We start from the raw sequence: 21,128 nt of genomic DNA on the forward strand, positions 1-21,128 counted from the left end.
TCGGAATGGGGTTTAATAAAATGCTAGAAATATGAAAATAGCTGTATATAGAAAGGAACACTTTAATGCTGCCCACCGTTTATATAATCGGAATTGGAGTGATGAAAAGAATGACAAAGTATTTGGAAAATGTAATAATCCGAATTTTCATGGGCACAATTACGAATTAGTAGTCAAATTAGTCGGTGAACCTGATCCGGAAACGGGTTATGTTTACGATATGAAAGAATTAAGCGATTTAATTAAGGATAAAATAATAAAACGTTATGATCACAAAAATCTTAATCTCGATGTCGAGGACTTTCGGGATGCTAACCCAACAGCAGAAAACATTGCTGTGGTTATTTGGAATATTTTAAGAAAAGAAATTGATAAGAAACTTGATTTAACAGTCAGATTATATGAAACACCGAGAAACTTCGTTGAATACCCGTGTTGACGAAAAAATAGAAAAAAGAATAGATGATTTGGGTGATGAGCATGTTGGCACATCACTGGAAACGCCAATGAGAGCGGATGCTTTCGATAAAGACGATGAACTTAAGATCGAACTGATCGAAAAGCATTTTAAAGAAATTATGACGATTTTAGGTCTTGACCTGAATGACGACAGCCTGCAAGGTACCCCAAGAAGAGTGGCAAAAATGTATGTCAAGGAAATATTTAGCGGCTTAAATCCTGAGAACAAGCCAGACATCACACTTTTTGAAAACAAATTCAGGTACCATGAAATGCTGGTAGAGAAAAACATTACGTTTCACTCCAATTGTGAACACCACTTTGTACCTATCTATGGTCATGCTCACGTGGCTTACATTTCAAATGGTAACATTATTGGTTTGTCAAAATTAAATCGCATTGTCCAATATTATGCGAAAAGACCTCAGGTGCAGGAAAGGATGACTGTTCAAATAGCCAATGAATTAAAAGAGGTATTAAAAACTGAAGATGTGGCAGTTGTAATCGATGCTGATCACATGTGCATATCTTCACGTGGTGTAAATGATACCAATTCATCAACGGTAACCACTCACTACAGTGGAAAGTTCCTGAATGAAGACAGAAAGAAAGAATTCCTTAATCACATCTATAAGGATAGTACAAGATAATATATGCATTAATCATATTTAAGCTGCCTATTTAACGGCAGCTTTTTTTATGTTCAATTTTTAAGATAATTGCTTTAAAAAGCAGACAGAGAAAACAAAATTTTATTTTCTATTCTCCTCTCATCTTATATATTTGTGCATCTTTAAACTTTTTAACTAATCCAACTAAGACAATATGAGTAATATAATTTACGTGGTGCCGGCGCTTGGTTTGGTTGGCCTTTTGGTCATGTACATAAAAGCAGCTTGGGTAAACAAGCAGGATGCCGGAGAGGATAAGATGCAGAAATTGGCGGGTTACATCGCTGAAGGAGCAATGGCTTTTCTTAAAGCCGAATGGAAAGTATTAGGGATTTTTGCAGTGATTGTCGGAGCTCTTTTGGCTTACTCCGGAAGTCTTGTTGAAAATTCAGACTGGGTTATTGCAGTTGCATTCCTTATTGGAGCCTTTTTCTCTGCATTGGCGGGTTTTATCGGGATGCGAATTGCTACAAAAGCTAATGTCAGAACCACACAGGCTGCTAAAACCTCCCTCAAAAAAGCCTTGAATGTTTCATTTACAGGTGGTACAGTAATGGGGCTTGGTGTAGCCGGTTTGGCGATTCTTGGTCTTGGTAGTTTATTTATCGTATTTTATAATTATTACGTACTTTCTACCGGTGGCAGTGCAAATGGTATCGAGATGGAAACTGCTCTTGAGGTATTGGCAGGTTTTTCTTTAGGTGCTGAGAGTATTGCACTATTTGCTCGTGTTGGTGGTGGTATCTATACCAAAGCTGCAGATGTTGGAGCAGACCTTGTGGGTAAGGTAGAAGCGGGAATCCCAGAGGACGATCCACGAAACCCTGCTACTATTGCTGATAACGTAGGTGATAATGTCGGTGATGTTGCCGGTATGGGTGCGGATTTATTCGGATCATATGTAGCAACAATATTGGCTACGATGGTTCTTGGTAGAGAAATTCAATCAGATGATGCAGTTGGTGGCATTGCCCCTATTCTACTTCCGATGATCATTGGTGGTGTTGGTATTATATTTTCTATTATCGGCGCTCAAATGGTAAGAATTAAAGGAGAAAACAGCAGTGTTCAGAATGCTCTTAACATTGGAAACTGGGCATCGATTATTTTAACTGTTGCAGCTTCATATTTTATCATTGACTGGTTGTTACCAGCCGGAGAATTGGTATTGATGCGTGAAGGGTCTGCCGGATTTACCAAAATGGGTATATTCTACGCTGTAGTTACCGGATTGATTGTAGGTGCATTAATGAGTATCGTTACAGAATACTATACTTCAATGGGTAAAAGACCTGTGAATTCGATAATCAAACAATCATCTACTGGTCATGCAACAAACGTAATTGGCGGGTTGTCAGTGGGTATGGAATCTACTTTCCTCCCAATCATAATCCTTGCTTGTGGTATTTATGCCTCATATTCTTTCGCAGGACTTTATGGAGTAGGTATTGCAGCTGCCGGAATGATGGCAACCACAGCGATGCAGTTAGCTATTGATGCCTTCGGTCCGATTGCTGATAATGCGGGTGGTATCGCAGAAATGAGTGGTCTTCCTGAGGAAGTTCGTGGAAGAACAGATATTCTTGATGCAGTAGGTAATACAACTGCAGCAACAGGTAAAGGATTTGCAATTGCTTCTGCAGCACTAACTGCTTTGGCTTTATTTGCTGCTTACGTAGGAATAGCCGGTATTAGTTCAATAGACATTTATAAGGCCGATGTACTATCCGGATTGTTTATCGGAGGTATGATACCGTTTATATTCTCATCTCTTGCCATAGCTGCTGTGGGTAGAGCCGCAATGGATATGGTAAATGAAGTAAGAAGGCAGTTTAAAGAAATGCCTGGCATAATGGAATACAAACAAGAGCCTGAATACGATAAATGTGTTGAGATATCTACGAGGGCTTCAATCAGAGAAATGATCCTGCCAGGAGCTATTGCTTTATTGACTCCAATAATCGTTGGTTTATCATTTGGCCCTGAAGTACTAGGTGGAGTTCTTGCTGGTACGACTGTTAGTGGAGTTTTGATGGGTATTTTCCAGAATAACGCTGGTGGCGCATGGGACAATGCTAAAAAATCATTCGAAAAAGGTGTTGAAATTAACGGCAAGATGGAATATAAAGGCTCTGAAGCTCATAAAGCATCCGTAACTGGTGATACAGTAGGTGATCCATTTAAAGATACTTCGGGACCTTCTATGAATATTTTGATCAAACTGATGTCAATCGTTGCATTAGTTATTGCACCTTATATTTCTGTTAATGATCACCACACTTCTCACGTAGATAAAAAGATCGAGAAGGTGGAGATAAAAATTAAAGAAACTAAACAAGCAGAAAAATAAATTTTAAACTCCGGCTCGTCCGGAGTTTTTTTTTATAATCAATGATCTTAATTCTTTAATTTGAATTTATTTAAACTATTTTAGTCATTAATTCGTTTTTGTAATCGATTAATCAACTTTTAAAAATATGCGAAATTTTTTATTGCTTTTATTACTGGTTTTCGGATTTCAAACAGTATCAGCTCAAATAACCGGAAAATGGAAAACTATAGATGATGAAACAGGTGAGCCTAAATCCATTGTTTCTATCTATGAGAAAGATGGTGAATATTACGGTAAGGTGGTTGAAATTTTAAATGAAGACCGAAAAAATGCCAAGTGTAAAGAATGTGATGAAGATGATCCACGATATATGAAACCTGTGCAGGGTATGGAAATCATCAAGGGCATGGAAAAGAACGAAGATGGGGAATACGAAGATGGAACCATTTTAGATCCTGAAAATGGAAGTGTTTATCGATGTAAGATATGGAGGGAAGGAAAAACCTTGAAAGTAAGGGGTTATCTAGCCTTTCTATACCGAACTCAAACCTGGTATCCAGTCAATTAAAAAAAATCTAAACCGGCAGAAGCCGGTTTTTTTATATTACAGTTTTTTACAATTTATATTTTTTGACTCGTTATTATTAAAATAGAAGAATTAAAAATTCCTATGCACAAGTACTGTTGACCCCCTATTATTATCAGTTAAAGTGCTTTGTTTTTACCATATTTGCATCGAATCAGGATTTTATAGAATGTAGTCTTATAAAATTCAACAAAATTGTAACAACCATCTATGAAAATAGGTATTAGAATAAAGAACAAATTTTTTTCTTCGGCTTTGGTAGTGGTTATCCTGATCAGTGGATTATCATTTTCCACAGTTTCCTGTAAATCAAATGATTCAGGTTCAACTATATATGTGGTAAAACCAAAAACGAGAAAAAAACTTTATGACTCAAAAAGGCATAAAAGAAAAAAGAGAACCAAGAGAGTCAAAATGATTAATTAAATATGACAGTGGAAGAGGTTTTAGCAAAGGGAAAACAATTGTGCAGCGAGGAAAGGTTTGAAGAAGCTATTGGTCATTTTAACCAGATTCTGGAAGGTAATGATAAAAATCTCGATGCACTTTACAACAGGGCAAAAGCATATTCTAAGCTTAACATGTTTGAAAAATCAATTTCAGATTTTGATAAGCTTGTCGAGCATACAAATAACCCTGCAGTGATTAGTGAACGAGCTTTAGCTCACTTTCTTAATAAAAACCAGACTGCTGCTATGAAAGACCTCGATCTTGCAGCTGAACTAGACCCTGACAATCCTTACCGATACTCTTCCAGAGCTTTTATAAAAGATCGATTAGGTGACTTGGAAGGCGCCGTACAAGATTACAACAAAGCAATTGAATTAGACCCTGAGGATGCTATTGCATATAACAACAAGGGGCTAGTCGAAGAAAAACTGGGAAGAAAAGAAGCTGCTCAACTTTCATTTAAGCGTGCTGACACTATTGCTGATGGAAAGCCAGCTGAACAAAACTTAAGCTCAGAAAATAATTCACCAGATATACCTGAGCCAAAAGCAGAAATCCAAAAAAGTCAATCCAGGGAAAGTAAAAAATTAAATTTTACCCACTTGTTAAAAACAACTCGAAATATTATATCTGATAAAAAGGAAAGGGCTGATTTCTTTGAATTCATCAAGTCTTTAACTAAAAGGTAGGTTCTTCTTTATGATTTTGTGAAAAAGGGATTTTTAATTTGAAAATTGTTCCTTGTCCAGGTTCACTTTCCACATTAATTGCTCCTTTTAATTTATCAATAGCATTTTTTAAAAGATAAAGACCCAGGCCAGACCCAGAACTATTTTCGGTCGCTCGATAAAACATGTTATAAATATTTTTTTGATGTTCAGTATCGATCCCTATACCATTATCCTCAACAATTAAATTAAGATGCCCACCCCTTGTTTTTGCAGTTATTCCAATAAAAGGTTTTTTCTTATTATTATCTGAATATTTAAACGCATTTTCGATCAAGTTCTGAAGAATTGTTCTGATCAATAGTTTATCAGAATAAATAACAAGATTTTCTTCAATATCTAAATTTATTTCCAGGTCAGGATTAGATGATTTATCAGAATATGTTTCAATGAATTCATTGATTTCGGATTTCAATTCAATTCGGGATTTCTCTGCTTCCTTATCTTTTATCTTAGTAAGGTTTAACAAGTCATTTAGCAGATCATTTAACCTGTTGATCTGTGCATTATATCTTTCAAAATATTCGAGTGATTTTACATCATTCACATCATATTTCACCAGGGTATATAAACCTATCAAAGATGTAATTGGCCCTTTTAAATCGTGACTAGCCTTATAAACAAAGGTATCCAATTCATGATTTTTATACCTCAGCTCTTCTTCAATATTTTTCTGCATGGATATATCCCTGATAACAGTGGAAAAACAATCAAGTTGATCATCTTTACCATAGTGAGCCATTAAAAGTTGTGAAACAGGAAATTCTGTTCCATCGTACTTAACTTCAATATTTTCACCCATCCAGAAACCATCTTCCTCAAGCTTATCCCAAAGTTCAGGATCACGGCTAACTGATTTTTTAGGTTGGAATTTTTCTATTGATTGTCCTTTCAGGTCATCTTCGGAATCAATACCATAGAAAATTTTCCCTGCCTTATTCATATACTGAATAGTTTTATCTTTATTTATAAGGCAGATAATATCAGAAGAACTTTCAATTATTTTAGTTAGCCTGTCTTTTTCTTCCTGGGCTTTCTTAATCGGAGATATGTCCTGAATATTTCCGTACATTTTCACCAGATTTCCCTCTTCATCGTGAGCTACTTTAGTAGATATATAAAGATGAGCTATTTCCCCATTTGGCTTAATTATTCTATATTCAATGTTATCAAGTTTATCACCTGGTTTAGCATTGACAGAGTTTTCCTGGCTTTTTTTGAAATAGTGAAGATCCTCAGGGTGAACAAGAGAAATATATTCTTCAATCGGACATTGAGTTTTGCTTAGACCTATAATATTTTGTGAGATTTTACTTCCCGTAAAGTATCCTGGATTATTTAATATATCTATTTCCCAGGTTCCCAGTTGTGCTAAATCAAGTGCATCCTGTAAATTCCTTCGGCTGCTGATAAGTTCCTGCGTCCTGATTTCTATTAGAGATTCTAAATTTTCCCTGTAGTCTTTTAACTCTTCCTCTGCTTCCTTTAATCTGGTTATATCCTGTGCTGTACCAAAACAATAAATAGCTGTTCCGTCAGAGCTTAATTTAAGTCTAAAGCTTGCTGATATTGTGAAAATTTTGCCTTTCACATTAACTTTAAATTCAAAAAACTTAAGAGAGTGTGGTTCACTAGATTTAAAAGATTCATTAAAAGTTCTTAATAATCTCGCTTTATCAGCGTCTACAACAAAGCCAAACAATTCCTTAAGCGTGAAGCTATAAACTTCCTCGTCTACCTCAATACCAATATTTGAAAGAAAATGCTTTTGGACCTGACCTCGACCCGATATCAAATTCAAATCCCAGTTAGTTAAATTAGCTGTTTTCATAGCATCCCAGAGTTTTTCGTTTGAAACTCTCAGGTCTTGTTTAGCCTTTTTTAACTCAGTTATGTCATAACTGGTACCATAAATAAAAACTGTATTCCCAACGCTATTTTTACGAATTCTTAAATTGGTCATGAAAGTTCTGATATCCTGACCAACTACAATTTGATAATTTAATGTAGCCTTGAAATTTTCATCTTTTGCTGATATACAGTCTTTAACAGCCTGGATAATTTTTTCATGATATTCTTCAAGAATAAACTGATTCAAAAAATCTTTAAAATGATAATCTTTGGAGGTGTTCTCCTGCAGAAAATTATTAACAGTGATTTTATTTAGTTTAACATCTATTTCCCAGGTAGAAAGTTTTGCCATCCGAAATGCGTCCGCTAGAACCTCATGACTTCTACTAACTTGTTCCTGGGTATCTTTCAACTCGGTAATATCTCTGGCAGTTGCTACAACAGAAGATATTTCATCCCCCACAGCAAATTCCGGAACCATATAAAGATCTATGAATACACCTGTTGGTAATCTTAATTCTACACGCTGTTTGCTCTTATGAATGAATACAGAGGAAACGTGAAAGGACAATAGGTCAATTATCTCATTATTAAAACCAATCTCAAATATTGATTTACCAATGAGGTCATCAGCTCTTAAATGCAGAAGATCATAAATATTTTCACTTACATAAAGGAATTTATATTCTTTATCAAATCTTATAATGGTATCAGGAGAACACTCCGCAAGACTTTTATAATTTATCTTGTTTTGAGGATCGAATTTTTTGTAAAATGAAATATCCTTAAATGAAATAAAAAAAGTGTCTTGGTCACATCTTATAATTGAAATTTCATACCAGTTATTTCTATGTAAATATTCAAAAGAAGAGCTTCCCTCCTGACCTGACTTTTTTAGGTAATCCCTGAATAAAGAAACTAATCCAATTCCAATAGGTTGTTGATTATCAAGATTAGATTTTATAAACGAATTAAAAGAAATGGGAAGATCAATAGTATCAAAAAAAGATTGAGCAGCGTTATTAAAACTTATAACCTCATCCTTCTGCACTATTAAAGCAACGTCACTGAAATTATTAAAAAATCCTTCACTTAGCATACTCTTAAAAAATTATCCATCAAATTTAATCATTCTTTGACGAATAAACATAAAAAAAGGGAAGCTTTGCTCCCCTTAACTAACCCAAATAAACATGAAAAACTGTGTGTTTGATTGCAAGATGCAATTATTTGCGGATATTTCAAATAAACGGTTGTTTTTAGATCAATATAAACGCAAAAACTAAACTTTATTGTTATTATTTTAATGAAAAGCTTTATTTAATGAAAATTACAAAATTATATATCCAAGATTTCTACGTTTATTGAAAAAATAAAAGGGAAGCCTATTGCTTCCCCTTTTTAACCCAAATAAACATGAAAAACCGATCTTAAATATTTTAGAAATTAAGTGATGCTAAATTTTCACCATTATAAAACACTGTCAATTCAGATGTATTAACATCGTCTTCAATCTTCAAAATTTTAGTTTCGAGCGGATTAAAAGAAATTAACTTAGTAATAGTATCTCTTTGACCATTTATATTAATCATCACTTCTATTTTCTCTCCTGTTCTGTTCTTAATCAAAACGCGACCATCATCTTGTTTAGAAACAATGAATCTACTTTTAAGGAAATCCACATCACTAACTACAGTGATTGTTTTCTCAATCAATCTCCCTGATTTAGAAGAATTTACAACAACTTTGTATTCACCGCTTTTAAGCTTACCATAATCATAAATCTTATCGATTCCATTACCGGTTACCTGATCCTTAAAAATTACAGTATTGCCTTTCTTTACTATTAAAGTGTATAGATCAAAAGCTTTATTATAATAAGATAGATGATATACACTTTTTTCAGAAATTCTCTCTAAAGCCAGATCATCATTTTTTGTTGTGTCCGCCTTAATACTTGTAGCAGCTACAGAACTAATCGTAACCCCTACTGCAAGTAAAATTGTTAATGTTAACTTTCTCATAATTGTTTGGTATTGAATTATATTACAAAAGTAGAGATCAATTATGGAATTGGCAATGTATTGACGCAATTAATGCGAATTGATAGTGTTTTTAAACGTATTATTAATAATTTATAAATTCAAACGGTTTCGGTTTATGAGTATGATAAAATAGGTATTTGTAATCAGAATATTTTATGTTTTTTTTAAAAAAACCACCCTATCTGTCTCTAAACGCAGTTTTATTCCAAATTTAATAGCAAAAACAACTAATTCTTTGTGATTTTCGAGGGTAGGGAGAAATTATTATTTGCCAAATAGTATCTTAGCAAAATATAATACTTTCACAAAGCATCTAAATTGAAAAAAATCAGACCGCAAACGCTATATTTTTCAAATAAAAAGATATATCGTTGTGAAAATTTCAAATAAAAATTAATTAAAATAACAAATCCGTAAAGAGGATAATAACTTTATAGGATAGTCAACAGACTAAATCTATTAAAGTTCAAACTCATCTTCCTCCTGATCTTTTTCTTTATTCTTACCTTTAAAAAGATCCCTGAAAAACTGTTTTCGCTTTCTTCTTCTTTCTAATTTGTCATTAGAGACTTCATCATTTCTAAAAATATCACCAATATCATCGAATATATTGTCTTCTTTATACATAGGACAGTTGATCATTCTTTCCTCTTTAGTTGTTAAATCCCTGAATCTCCCCAGGTACTCCTTACTCATTTGAGGATCTTGTGATATAGAGGAATATATACCACCCCATATAGGTAAGGCCATTGCTGCTCCCTGAGCTAGTGAAGAATTCCCGAAATGTACATCTGGGCTTGGAGCTCCTACCCAAACCACCGTGAGTAATTCCGGACTGTACCCCACAAACCAACCATCAGCTCCGTTTTGAGTAGTACCTGTTTTTCCAGCTACCTCACCTTTTAACTTATAATTTTTAAGTCTGGTAGCAGTGCCGCTTCTAACTACTTCTTGCATGAATTCAATAATGATTCTTCTATCAGACTCGTCAAATAAGGGTTCATTTGACTCTTCATCATTTTCCAACGCGGCAATCTTTTGTACTTCCTCCTGTACAGGATAGATCACTTCTCCATTATTATCTTCAATTTTTGTTATGAGATTTAGTTTATCTACAGGAAAATCATTTAATATAGTAGTATATGCTTTGGCCATTTCATAAACCGGAATCTCAAAACTCCCCAATGCCAATGAAGGAACAGGTTCCAATGGACTTTCAACTCCACTATAACGTAATAATTCTACAAAATATTCAGGACCAATGGTCAACAACCAATCAATTGATATCAGATTAACTGAATTTGCTAATCCTCCCATCATAGAAAATTTTCCCTCATTACTATTGTTCCCGGCATTCTTTGGAGACCAGTCATCATAATCCACATAAGTTTTGACCCTGTTGGCTACAAAATCACACGGATTATACCCCTGGTTTAATGCGCCTAAATAAATAAATGGTTTTATCGTAGATCCTACCTGACGACGCGCAAATACATTATCATAGGGAAAGAATCTGAAATCTGCCCCTCCAACCCAGGCTTTTACATCACCTGTACTGGGATCAATAGATAATACTGCTGATTGTAAAAAAGATTCATAATATGCTATACTGTCTAACACAGAGAAGTTAACATCTTCAATACCGTCCCATGTGAAGACTCTCATTTTCTTTTTAATCCTTAACGAGTCATATATTTTATCCTCAGAAAAGCCTTTCTTTTTAAGTTTTTGAAATACTTCTGTTCTTTTTACTTTTGCTTTAAATCCAGGATTATTCAGAGATAACGTGTTTTTTACACTCTGATCTTCATTCATTAACTTTTGGAGCCTCGAAAGATGATCTCTGACAGATCTTTCTGCTTTTTCCTGTAACCTGCTGTCTAATGTTGTTGTGATTTTCAAACCGTCCTTTTCAAGAACATAAGGTGTTCCATCATCTTTGGTTTTATCCTTTAAAATCTTCTGAACCTGACTTTTGACCTGATTTACAAAATAACCTGCTTTTGTATCAACAATTCGATTATTGTAATTAAGATTAATAGGTTTTTGGCTGAATTCTTTTCTAAGATCTTCAGATATATATCCGTATTTAGCCATTTGACTTAGAACTACTGACTTTCTCTTAAAACTATTTTCAGGATTAAGTCTTGGGTTATAATAGGTATTGGCTTTAAGCATACCGACCAATACTGCTGCTTCATCAACTGTCAGGTCTTCAACTTTTTTACTATAATATCTATCAGCGGCTGCAGCAATACCATATACTTCCTCACCAAATGGAACAGTATTAAGATACATTGTCACAATATCCTTTTTGCTATAAATATCTTCTATACGACCGGCGATAATTGCCTCCTTAAATTTACTTATAGGTAAAGCTAAAAAAGGATATTCCTGTCGACCATAGATATTCTTAACCAATTGTTGTGTAATTGTACTACCACCCCCTGCTGATTCTTGCTGAAGAATAATTGTTCTGACCAATACCCTGAACCAACTTTGAAAATCAATTCCTTCATGGTCATAAAATCTAACATCCTCAGTTGCAACTAAAGCATTGATCAAATAGTCGGGAATTTCATCTTTTTCTACCGCTTGCCTGTTTACATAAAAATATTGTCCCAGGGTTTCTCCATCAGCTGAATAAACCATCGATGCTTCAGGATTTGAAAAACCTCTTAGTTCGTCCTTATCAGGAAGTTTACCAAATATTCCTATATATATAGCTCCTACAAATAACCCGATGATTGCAACACCAATGGCAAATAATCCTATTGCCCAGCGAAATGTTATTCTTAGGATCTTCTTTTTCTTATTTTGTTTTGGCCTGGTCATATATATATTTCAATGAAAAGCTATTCTAATTAAAATAATTGTAACGAAATACTGTAAACGCCTAAAAAACGTTAAAAAGAATTTTAAATAACTGTAAAATTACCTAGAATAAAGCAAATAATAAATGTGATGAATAAGATACTGATTTATGGTGGTGGAAATATGGGGTTAGTATATGCTAAAACCATCTCAGAATATTATCACGCTAAAGACCGTGTTTTTATTGTGGAGAAAAGGGAAGAAAATTTAAAAAAGATTAAATCCCTGGGATTTTCATGTGCAAAAGATATTCCCGAAAATTTTTATTGTTACCAATACATTATCCTGGCAGTAAAACCACAGGATTTCCCTTCAATCGCTCCTTCTCTTGAAAAAAATATTCAGGAAAATCAGTGGCTTATATCTATTATGGCAGGGATCAGTTGTGAATTGATAAAAGAAAATCTAAATCATAAAAAAATAATCCGTACGATGCCCAATCTTGCAATACCTTATAAAGAGGGGTTTACAGGATTTTATATTTCGTCAAAGAGTCTGCTTACTGAAGTAGAAAAGGAAAGCGTACTAGAACTTCTTACCCTTGGAGGTAAAATACTTGAAGTGGAAGATGAGAATGACCTTAATGCTATCACTGCTTTAAGTGGTAGTGGTCCGGCTTATTTTTTTTATTTTGTTGAACAGCTGCAAAATGCGGCTATAAGCAAAGGTTTTTCAAAAGACCAGGCTAAGATGATTGCTCTTCAAACTTTAAAAGGAGCATTAAAAGTTCTGGAAAATAGTGAAGACACCTGCGAGACACTGATACGAAAAGTTTCCTCCAGAGGAGGAACCACTGAAGCAGCCTTTCAGGTATTTAATGAAAAAAAACTTGGAGAAAATTTTATTCAGGGTATAAACAGGGCAAATGAAAGATCTGAGGAGTTTGGAAAGGAGTTGAAAAATTTTATTTTAAATAAATTACTCTGACAGGTTACAAATCTTACTTGAGATGTATAAACAAGTATAAGACTGAATAATTATTTGGTCTTTGATACCATCATAGATGAAACCTTTGTTGTGAAGTTCCGAATTAATTTTCGGAACTTATTTTTTTTAGTGCTTCATAAAAAACCTGATGTATTGAAGGCCTGATATTCAAACGGTAAAGATTTTTATATTCTCTTGTAGGATAAACCCGGTTGGACAAAAAGATAAAAAGCAATCCATTTTCAGGATCAGCCCATGCGAATGTACCTGTATATCCTGTATGTCCAAAACTCGAATCACTTGCATCAGGAGACGGTGTTCCTTTCCATTTCTCTTCTAACAAGGGCTTATCAAACCCCAAACCACGACGATTGCCTTCATCACAATATTGACAGCTGGTAAACTCTTTTAATGTTTCTTCTGAAATAAATCTTTCTCCTCCATAAACACCATAATTAAGATACATTTGCATCATTTTAGCCAGGTCAATCGAATTACTAAAAAGACCAGCATTGGCAGATAAGCCCTGCATGATGATTGCTCCCTCATCATGAACTGTACCATGAATTTGTTCATTTCGAAAATAATTATCTTTCTCTGTAGGAATGATTCGATCCAACTCAAATCCTTTTTCCAAGGGATTATAAGTTAGAGTGGTTGCACTCAATCTACTGGTGAATTCATCACTTAATTTCTCATCAATTCTTCCACCAGTCTGATCTTCTATGATGTCCGGCCATAAATAAAATGATAACCCGGAATAAACATAACCTGAATCGGAATTTGCTGGTGCCTTTTTTATTCCTTTATATACATACCTTTTCCTAAAGGTTCTGTGCATATATAAACTATCAGTAATTTTTATCGGGAACCTTCTAGATGGCTTTGATTTGAATGTTCTCCATCTCCATTTACCATTCCTCCTTTGAGCTTCTTTATAATAGGGTATCCAGCTTTTTAATCTTGCATTGTGAGCAAGTATTGATCTTATTGATGCATTTCCTATTACACTATTATCGTAATAATCATTATATCGTGAAAATTTGCTATCAAGCTGAATTTTACCCTCATCGACTAATTTCATTAATAATGGCAACGCCGAAGTAATCTTAGTAATAGAAGCTATATCATAAATATCATCGACAGATACATTTCTGATGCTATCATAGGTATGATAACCATAGGCCTTATGGAAAAGAATATCACCATCTAGAGCAACAAGGATCTGACAACCAGGGAATGCACTACTATCAATGGCATACTGAACAATAGAGTCTACTTTAGTATTTATGAAATGTGAGTCAATATTTAATTGTTCAGGATATTTGTAACCTAATCGGACTTTTCTTGTACTTATCCCTTCACCATAATTATAGTTATTTAAAGAAACCGGAAGTTTTCCTTTTACAGAAAACCCACCATACAGGGCCTCCACAGCTAATCTTTCTCCCTCATTTCTACCCTGGTAAGTCAAAACCGTTACATCTGCTTTCCCTAAGGGATCCAGCACATTAACTGCATAAGCATTTCCTGTGACAAACAGTATCTTTTGTCCTGGTAGCTCCAAAAGCTTTTCAGTGGATTTTAATTCAGTTTCTCGAAGATCATAATTAGCCGCTGTACTCATCCACAAACCAGCATGATGTATAACTATTCGGTCATATGATTTTAGCTGACTTAAAATATTATCAGTTATTTGCTTTCCTTTTAATACAGGATAAAAATCCACACTATCATACTTATTGATAGTATTTAACAACGTCTTATTATCAGGATTGAATCTTAGTTGTACAAGAGCAGTTTTTGAGTTACCCAAATCTTTTAACGGTACTATTGAACTGTCCCCAAGAATTGTCGTAGCATTTTGCAATACTTTTCTTTCAAATACCTTATACTCATATTCCAATTGCTCTTCGGCATCCGCATAATAATTACCTTGTATATCGGGTAAAACAGATTTATATTTTAATATTCTTAATAGGTGTTTATCAAGAAGGTTTTCGTAATAGGGTGATTCTTCTATCTTATTGACAATAAAATCTATGGCTTTTATCACATCCTTACTCATCAATAAAAAATCTGTACCCGCAATTAAGGCCCTCCATTCCAGATCTCCTGTTTCAGCATATTTCAAAGCTCCTTTCATGTCCATTGCATCACTGAACACCATATTTTCAACACCCAGGCTATCTTTAAGTATACCGGTGATTATTTCAGGACTTATAGAAGCAGGGGCATCATTTCCCGTCACTTCAGGTACAGCCAAATGTCCAATCATCACACCTGCTAAAGGCATTTTGGATAGATTACGATACGGATATAGCTCAATGCTTTTTAATCTGCTGTAATCGTGATTTAATGTAATTAGATCTTTATGAGAATCAGAATCAGTATCCCCATGACCTGGAAAATGCTTAAAAACAGGCAAAACTCCCTGATCAACCAGGCCTTTAGCATAAGCAAAGGCAAGATTGTTAACTACTTGTTTATCTTCACCAAAAGATCTGAAGCTTATAACCGGGTTTTCAGGATTATTATTAATATCGACTACAGGAGCATAACTAACATTTATACCCATCGATTTAAGTTTTTTTCCTGCTAGCTTACCATATTCATATGCCAGGGAAGTATCTCTTGTTGCCCCTAAGGTCATCGCATATGGAAGTCTGTAGGTATCGCGTATCCGCATGGCTGGCCCCCACTCTGCATCCATTGATTGGATTAAAGGAATTCTTGATTGAGAAAGCTTCTCCTGAAAATTTACCAGCTGGGATGAGGTTCCCTGAAAATATATTAATCCGCCAATATTTAAAGAGTCAATAAGAAAGTTGATTGAATCTACATGATCCTGACCTCTGTCAGGATACGCAGGAACTATAAATAATTGCCCTACTTTTTCTCTCAAAGTCAATTGATCCAATTTGCTTTGGTAGCCGGACTTATCATTTTCAATTTCCTGGGAAAGAAGATTAAAAAATGTAAAGATGAAAAATGGAATTAATATAAATTTTGTCCTGCTTGTAAAATTCATTGATTAAGATTTTAAACATAAATTAATGCCCGTTAAGATAAAATTGCAATCTTAAACGGGCATTAATTAAACGAAAAAGAAAAACACTTATTTTAAGTCATACTTTTTCTTATACTTTTCATATAATCTCTGCTGCAAAGCTTCAAGAGGTACTTCTCTACCATTTATAAATGCATGCGAGATTTCATTCCCAGACATATCCAATGCATCTCCTGATGATATAAAAAAGGTTGCTGACTTCCCTACTTCAATAGTACCATAATTATCCAGCCCAAGGATTTCTGCAGGATTTGCAGTAATCAATTTAAGTGCTTCTTCCTTATCCAAACCATAAGCTGCTGTAGTTCCAGCATAAAACCCAAGGTTACGGCTATTTGCAACACTATTATAAGCCAATGCAACTTTCACTCCCTGGTTTGTAAGATATCCGGCTAACTTGTATGGATCATAAACTCCTTCTTCAGCCCTCATCGGGAGCCTGTGCACATCGGCTAAGATTATTGGTATTTCATTGTCTTTAATGAAATCTAAAATATACCGGGAATCAGCACCTCCTACCAATACTACTTTTTTAGCGCCATTTTCTACAGCAAAAGAAAGTGATGAAATAATTTCCTTTGCTCTGTTGGCATGGACATACAATGTTTTTGATCCATCAAAAACTCCCTTCATTGCTTCGAGTTTAAGATTTTCATCAGTAGGATCAGTCTGAGAATATGCAGTTGCATCAATAAACAATTCCTTAATTTTATTTATGCTTTCGTCATAATCTTCATTATCCCTCCATTCTGTTTCATTTCTCCACCATCGAGGAGGAAGTTTAGCCATAGGCCAATTAATATGTATTCCTTCATCCATACTCACTACAGCGTCTTCCCAATTCCAAGCATCTAACTGAACAATTGATGACTGCCCAGGTATTAATCCGCCTGTTGGTGTAACCTGGGCTAACAAAATACCATTAAACCTTAAAGTAGGGATAATCTCACTATCGGTATTATAAGCTATGATACTCCTGATATTTGGAGAAATTGTAATAGGCTCCGATGCATCAATAGTTGCACTGACAGACTCTACCTCAACTAATCCCACTTTAGAATTTGGTAAAATAAATCCCGGATATACATGCTTCCCTTCACCATTTATCTCTGTAGCACCTTCCGGCGCATCAACCTCAGTAGATTTCCCCACAGACACAATCTCTCCATCCTTAAATACTATTGCCCCGTCAGAAATAACATCTCCGGTACCGGTATGAACAGTTATATTAGTAATTAATATTGGTTTCGATTGAGCTTCCCCGGGAGAAGGAACTTGTGCAGAAATACTGCTAATCCCTATTATTAAAAATAATACGATATATAATATTCTCATTTCGAAAGAGTTTGAATTAAAATTGGTAATAGAAGTCATCACAGTGGAAGTTTTTCTGTCCGTTCCTTGAAGGTTCCTGCGTATCGCCTCCATTTTCTTTCACCTTCAACATTTTCTTTATTAGCCTGTTCCGCTCTTCAGCAATTTCTTCTTGCATTGCTTCACTTTCATCCGAATCAAACATAATTCTTCCATCTACAAAGGTCTTTTCTACCCTTGCATACACAGAAGTTGGTCTTTCAGTCCAAATAACAAGATCAGCATCTTTACCTTCTTTTACCGACCCCATTCGGTCATCTAGATGCAATAACTTGGCAGGATTGATTGTCACCATTTTTAAGGCTTCATATGGATCCATGTCTCCATATTTTATTGATTTCGCAGCCTCCTGATTTAAACGACGCCCCATTTCTGCATCGTCTGAGTTGATAGCGGTAGTAACACCGGCACCTGTCATTAAAGAAGCGTTATAAGGAATCGCATAACGCACTTCCCATTTATAAGCCCACCAATCAGCAAAAGTAGAACCTCCAACACCGTGTTCCGCCATTTTATCAGCTACCTTATAACCTTCAAGAATATGAGTAAAGGTATTTACTCTAAAGCCAAATCTTTCAGCAACATGCATCAACATATTTATTTCAGACTGTACATAAGAATGACAAGTAATAAACCTTTCTTCATTTATAATTTCAAGAATTGCTTCAAGTGCAAGATCTTTTCTTGGTGCTTTAGTTCTTTCTTTATCTTTCCTGCTTAGCTCATTATAAGAATTCCACTTTCTTTCATAATCAAGTGCATTATTAAATGCATCAACCAGGGCCTGTTCAACCCCCATACGTGTCTGCGGAAATCTTATACTGTTACTACTCCGACTTCTTTTTACATTTTCACCTAAAGCAAACTTTATAAATTCATCAGCATCTTCTATCAACATTTTTTCAGGAGACATTCCCCATCTCATTTTAATTAATGCTGACTGTCCTCCAATTGGGTTTGCAGAACCATGAAGTAATTGAGCTGCTGTCACACCTCCGGCTAATTGCCTGTAAATATTAATATCTGAATTATCCACAACATCCTTCATTCTGACCATTGAACTATTGACCGCCACATCATTCACTCCATCCAAAGCAATATGAGAATGTTCATCAATAATTCCAGGAGTAACATACTTTCCGGTACCATCAATTTCCTCAGCACCTGATGAATTTATATTATTACCAATGGAAACTATTTTCCCACCTTCCACTAAAATGTCGGTATTTTCAATGATTCCATCGTCCTCCATAGTCCATACAGTGGCATTTTTAATGAGATAAGTTTTTTGCTCAGGCAAATCCTTTTTTCCATAAGCAACAAAAGGATAGATCATCTCACCAATGTTTATATCCTTTTCCTCTTCCTTTTTTTCCTTTTTCTGATATGTACTATCCCGATTTGCAGACCAGGTTATCCACTCAGAATTAATCTGCCCTTTTCCTTTAAAACCATCATCAGACTTCCATCCTGACAATAAGTAAACGGAACCATCGTGATCAAAAGAGAGGGATAGCTGATCATTCTTCCAGCTGCTTTTTGTTTTAACCTTAGTAGAATCATTAATCTTTAGTTCATGACTCACTTTAGCAGGACTTCCTTTTCCTACTAATTGAAATTTCTCACCTCCCACATTAAGAGTAAAATATCCGGTTAAATCTACTTCAGGTAAATCATTGACAATTAATTTATCCCCACCTGTCCAGTTTTCTATAATAATTGCATCATCTTCAAATAATTCCTTATCTGTAATAATAAAATTAGCATATGATCCAGATCGTAAATTCCCTACATTATTTGCTCCGATCATTTCCGCAGGAATTGTTGTCATTGCAGCTAGAGCTTGTTCAACGGGCAAGCCATAATCTACAGCTTTACGTACATTTTTTAGAAAATCTGATAAATTCTTCAGACCATCCGCTGTAAAAGCGAATTTTATTCCTTTTTGATGTAATAATGATGCATTAGCAGGAGCCATTTCCCAATGTTTCATTTGAGCCAGACTTATATCCATTGCGATATATGGATCACTCACATCAAACGCTTTAGGGAAATTTACAGGGATTATCAGTGATGCCCCGGTTTCTTTAATTTCGTTTACCATTTGATATTCATCACCAACACCGTTAATTATAAACTGAACACCAAACTCATCACCTAACTTATCAGCCCGTAGAACTGAAAGCTTATCTTCGACTTCAAAAATCTGAGGAAGATTCATAGAATTATTGAGCCCTTCTAATGTTAGATCAAAATAAGGATTGGTCTCTTTATACCAATTGGCATCCATGAAGGTTTGACGTAACAAAGCAATCGCTCCCATTAGTGAAGCTGGATAATCCTGAGTACTTGACCCTTTATCAAAACTGTAATGAGCCGCAGCATTAGCGTTTAAGATCATTTCATTGGTCTGTTCCCCTGCAAGATTAATTAAAGCAGATTTACCTCGTGCGATACCATCTTTATGATAACTTACTACAGTAGAAAATCCTGCTTTTCTTAATTCATCAGCCTTCTTTTTATCAAAATTAAAAAGCTCTGCAGCCTGAACATCAGACCTTATCGCCATATTTGGATTATAAGGGCCTTTTCGGGGAGAAGTTATCTGCTCTTTTTTACCCCAGCTAAACCCTCCATCCTTTACTTCCGGCATTCCAAAAGTTGAATAGGGATCAATGAAAGCTGGATAAATATGCCTGCCCTTCAAATCAGTAATACTAAAACCATTTGGTATAGTACCATTCTCTTTAACAGAGACTACCCTCCCATCTTCTATCAATAAGGTTGCATTGGTAATTTCTGTGAAAGGATCAATATGAACCGTGCCATTTTTAAAAGCATATCTACCACTACGGTCGTCTTCAACATCATTTCTTGGAAAAGGATTTTGAGCAACAACATTCAGTCCACTCATCAACAAGAAAAAAAATAATAGTTTTCTCATTTATTAAGTCTATTGGGTTATAAAAAATTCGTTTAAACAATTAAGCTACAAGATAAATAAATTATTTCTTTTTTAACCGAAAGATATTATCACAGAGTATGCCCGTGGCAACAGCGGCATTTAAAGATTCGGTAGTACCGAATCCCGGGATAGTTATTTTGTTTTGACACAAAGTTTCTACTTCAGGTGAGATTCCATGGCTTTCATTTCCGATAATTAAAAATCCAGCTTCAGGTAATTGTTCTAAAGAGTGAATATTTTCACCTCCAAGAAAGGCTCCATAGGATGGAATATTTGAATTTTTATTTAAAATTTCAGCGATTTCATTATAAGTTACATTTACTCGTGTAAAAGAACCCATTGTTGCGCTGATGACTTTTGGATTATAAAAATCAGCTGATTCCTGCGAACAGATCACATTTTTAATACCATACCAGTCAGCAATTCGAATAATGGTTCCAAGATTCCCCGGATCCCTGATATCATCTAAAAGAAGCGTCCAGGAATCTTTCTTTATATCAACCTGGCTATCTGGTATCTCAGCAATAGCAAGTCCTGCATTATTAGTCTGGTAAAATGAAATAGATTCAAGTTCATTCTCTTTAACTATTTCAAGTACACTACTTACATTTTGAATATCAGAGGTGTTAATTGTATTAAAAAACGAAGATGTAAGGTACAGTTTTTCTATCTTTACAGTGGAATGAAGCAACTCGTTGATATTTTTAGCACCTTCGACTAAAAACCTTTGAGTTTTCTTTCTGTATTTTTTTAATTGCAATTGTTTTATTCGTTTAACAGCATTTTTAGATAGCAT

General features: G+C 34.8%; 13 protein-coding genes. 6 read left to right on the top strand and 7 right to left on the bottom strand.

Features of this window, described 5'->3' with window-relative positions:
* The first annotated feature begins 31 nt into the window (after window positions 1-31).
* From OO013_RS10585 to OO013_RS10605, 5 genes are all read left to right on the top strand, one after another.
* Window positions 32-439 (top strand): 6-pyruvoyl trahydropterin synthase family protein, encoded by a 408-nt coding sequence (locus OO013_RS10585; protein ID WP_266056777.1) that lies wholly within the window; start codon window positions 32-34, stop codon window positions 437-439.
* Window positions 402-1,109, top strand: a complete 708-nt coding sequence (folE, locus tag OO013_RS10590) for a GTP cyclohydrolase I FolE (protein WP_266056778.1) — start codon at window positions 402-404, stop codon at window positions 1,107-1,109. Before OO013_RS10585 ends, folE begins: the two co-directional genes overlap by 38 nt.
* 175 nt (window positions 1,110-1,284) lie before the next feature.
* Window positions 1,285-3,480, top strand: coding sequence for a sodium-translocating pyrophosphatase (locus tag OO013_RS10595; protein ID WP_266056779.1), 2,196 nt, complete (start codon window positions 1,285-1,287; stop codon window positions 3,478-3,480).
* Between the two features lie 127 nt (window positions 3,481-3,607).
* The gene (locus OO013_RS10600; protein ID WP_266056780.1) at window positions 3,608-4,030 is read left to right on the top strand and encodes a DUF2147 domain-containing protein; all 423 of its coding nucleotides are present in this window, start codon (window positions 3,608-3,610) and stop codon (window positions 4,028-4,030) included.
* A 446-nt stretch (window positions 4,031-4,476) separates the two neighbouring features.
* Window positions 4,477-5,187, top strand: coding sequence for a tetratricopeptide repeat protein (locus OO013_RS10605; RefSeq protein WP_266056781.1), 711 nt, complete (start codon window positions 4,477-4,479; stop codon window positions 5,185-5,187).
* Here OO013_RS10605 and OO013_RS10610 read toward each other — a convergent pair.
* From OO013_RS10610 to OO013_RS10620, 3 genes are all read right to left on the bottom strand, one after another.
* Window positions 5,177-8,176, bottom strand: a complete 3,000-nt coding sequence (locus OO013_RS10610; protein WP_266056782.1) for a PAS domain S-box protein — start codon at window positions 8,174-8,176, stop codon at window positions 5,177-5,179. The genes OO013_RS10605 and OO013_RS10610 overlap by 11 nt on opposite strands.
* 340 nt (window positions 8,177-8,516) lie before the next feature.
* On the bottom strand, window positions 8,517-9,101 hold the full coding sequence (locus OO013_RS10615; protein ID WP_266056783.1) for a hypothetical protein: 585 nt from the start codon (window positions 9,099-9,101) through the stop codon (window positions 8,517-8,519).
* Window positions 9,102-9,581: 480 nt separating this feature from the next.
* A complete protein-coding gene (locus OO013_RS10620; RefSeq protein WP_266056784.1) occupies window positions 9,582-11,957 on the bottom strand; it encodes a transglycosylase domain-containing protein in 2,376 nt (791 codons plus the stop codon).
* A 129-nt stretch (window positions 11,958-12,086) separates the two neighbouring features.
* On the opposite strand from OO013_RS10620, the gene proC reads away from it, so the two are divergent.
* The gene (gene proC, locus OO013_RS10625; RefSeq protein WP_266056785.1) at window positions 12,087-12,923 is read left to right on the top strand and encodes a pyrroline-5-carboxylate reductase; all 837 of its coding nucleotides are present in this window, start codon (window positions 12,087-12,089) and stop codon (window positions 12,921-12,923) included.
* A gap of 103 nt (window positions 12,924-13,026) precedes the next feature.
* On the opposite strand, the gene OO013_RS10630 is transcribed toward proC, so the two are convergent.
* From OO013_RS10630 to OO013_RS10645, 4 genes are all read right to left on the bottom strand, one after another.
* A complete protein-coding gene (locus tag OO013_RS10630) occupies window positions 13,027-15,954 on the bottom strand; it encodes a serine hydrolase domain-containing protein (protein WP_266056786.1) in 2,928 nt (975 codons plus the stop codon).
* 87 nt (window positions 15,955-16,041) lie between these two features.
* Window positions 16,042-17,328 (bottom strand): amidohydrolase family protein, encoded by a 1,287-nt coding sequence (locus OO013_RS10635; protein ID WP_266056787.1) that lies wholly within the window; start codon window positions 17,326-17,328, stop codon window positions 16,042-16,044.
* Between the two features lie 16 nt (window positions 17,329-17,344).
* Window positions 17,345-20,311, bottom strand: a complete 2,967-nt coding sequence (locus OO013_RS10640; RefSeq protein ID WP_266056788.1) for an amidohydrolase family protein — start codon at window positions 20,309-20,311, stop codon at window positions 17,345-17,347.
* 61 nt (window positions 20,312-20,372) lie between these two features.
* A complete protein-coding gene (locus tag OO013_RS10645) occupies window positions 20,373-21,128 on the bottom strand; it encodes an RNA methyltransferase (RefSeq protein WP_266056789.1) in 756 nt (251 codons plus the stop codon).

The organism is Mangrovivirga halotolerans (assembly GCF_026241165.1).
Lineage (GTDB): Bacteria > Bacteroidota > Bacteroidia > Cytophagales > Cyclobacteriaceae > Mangrovivirga > Mangrovivirga halotolerans.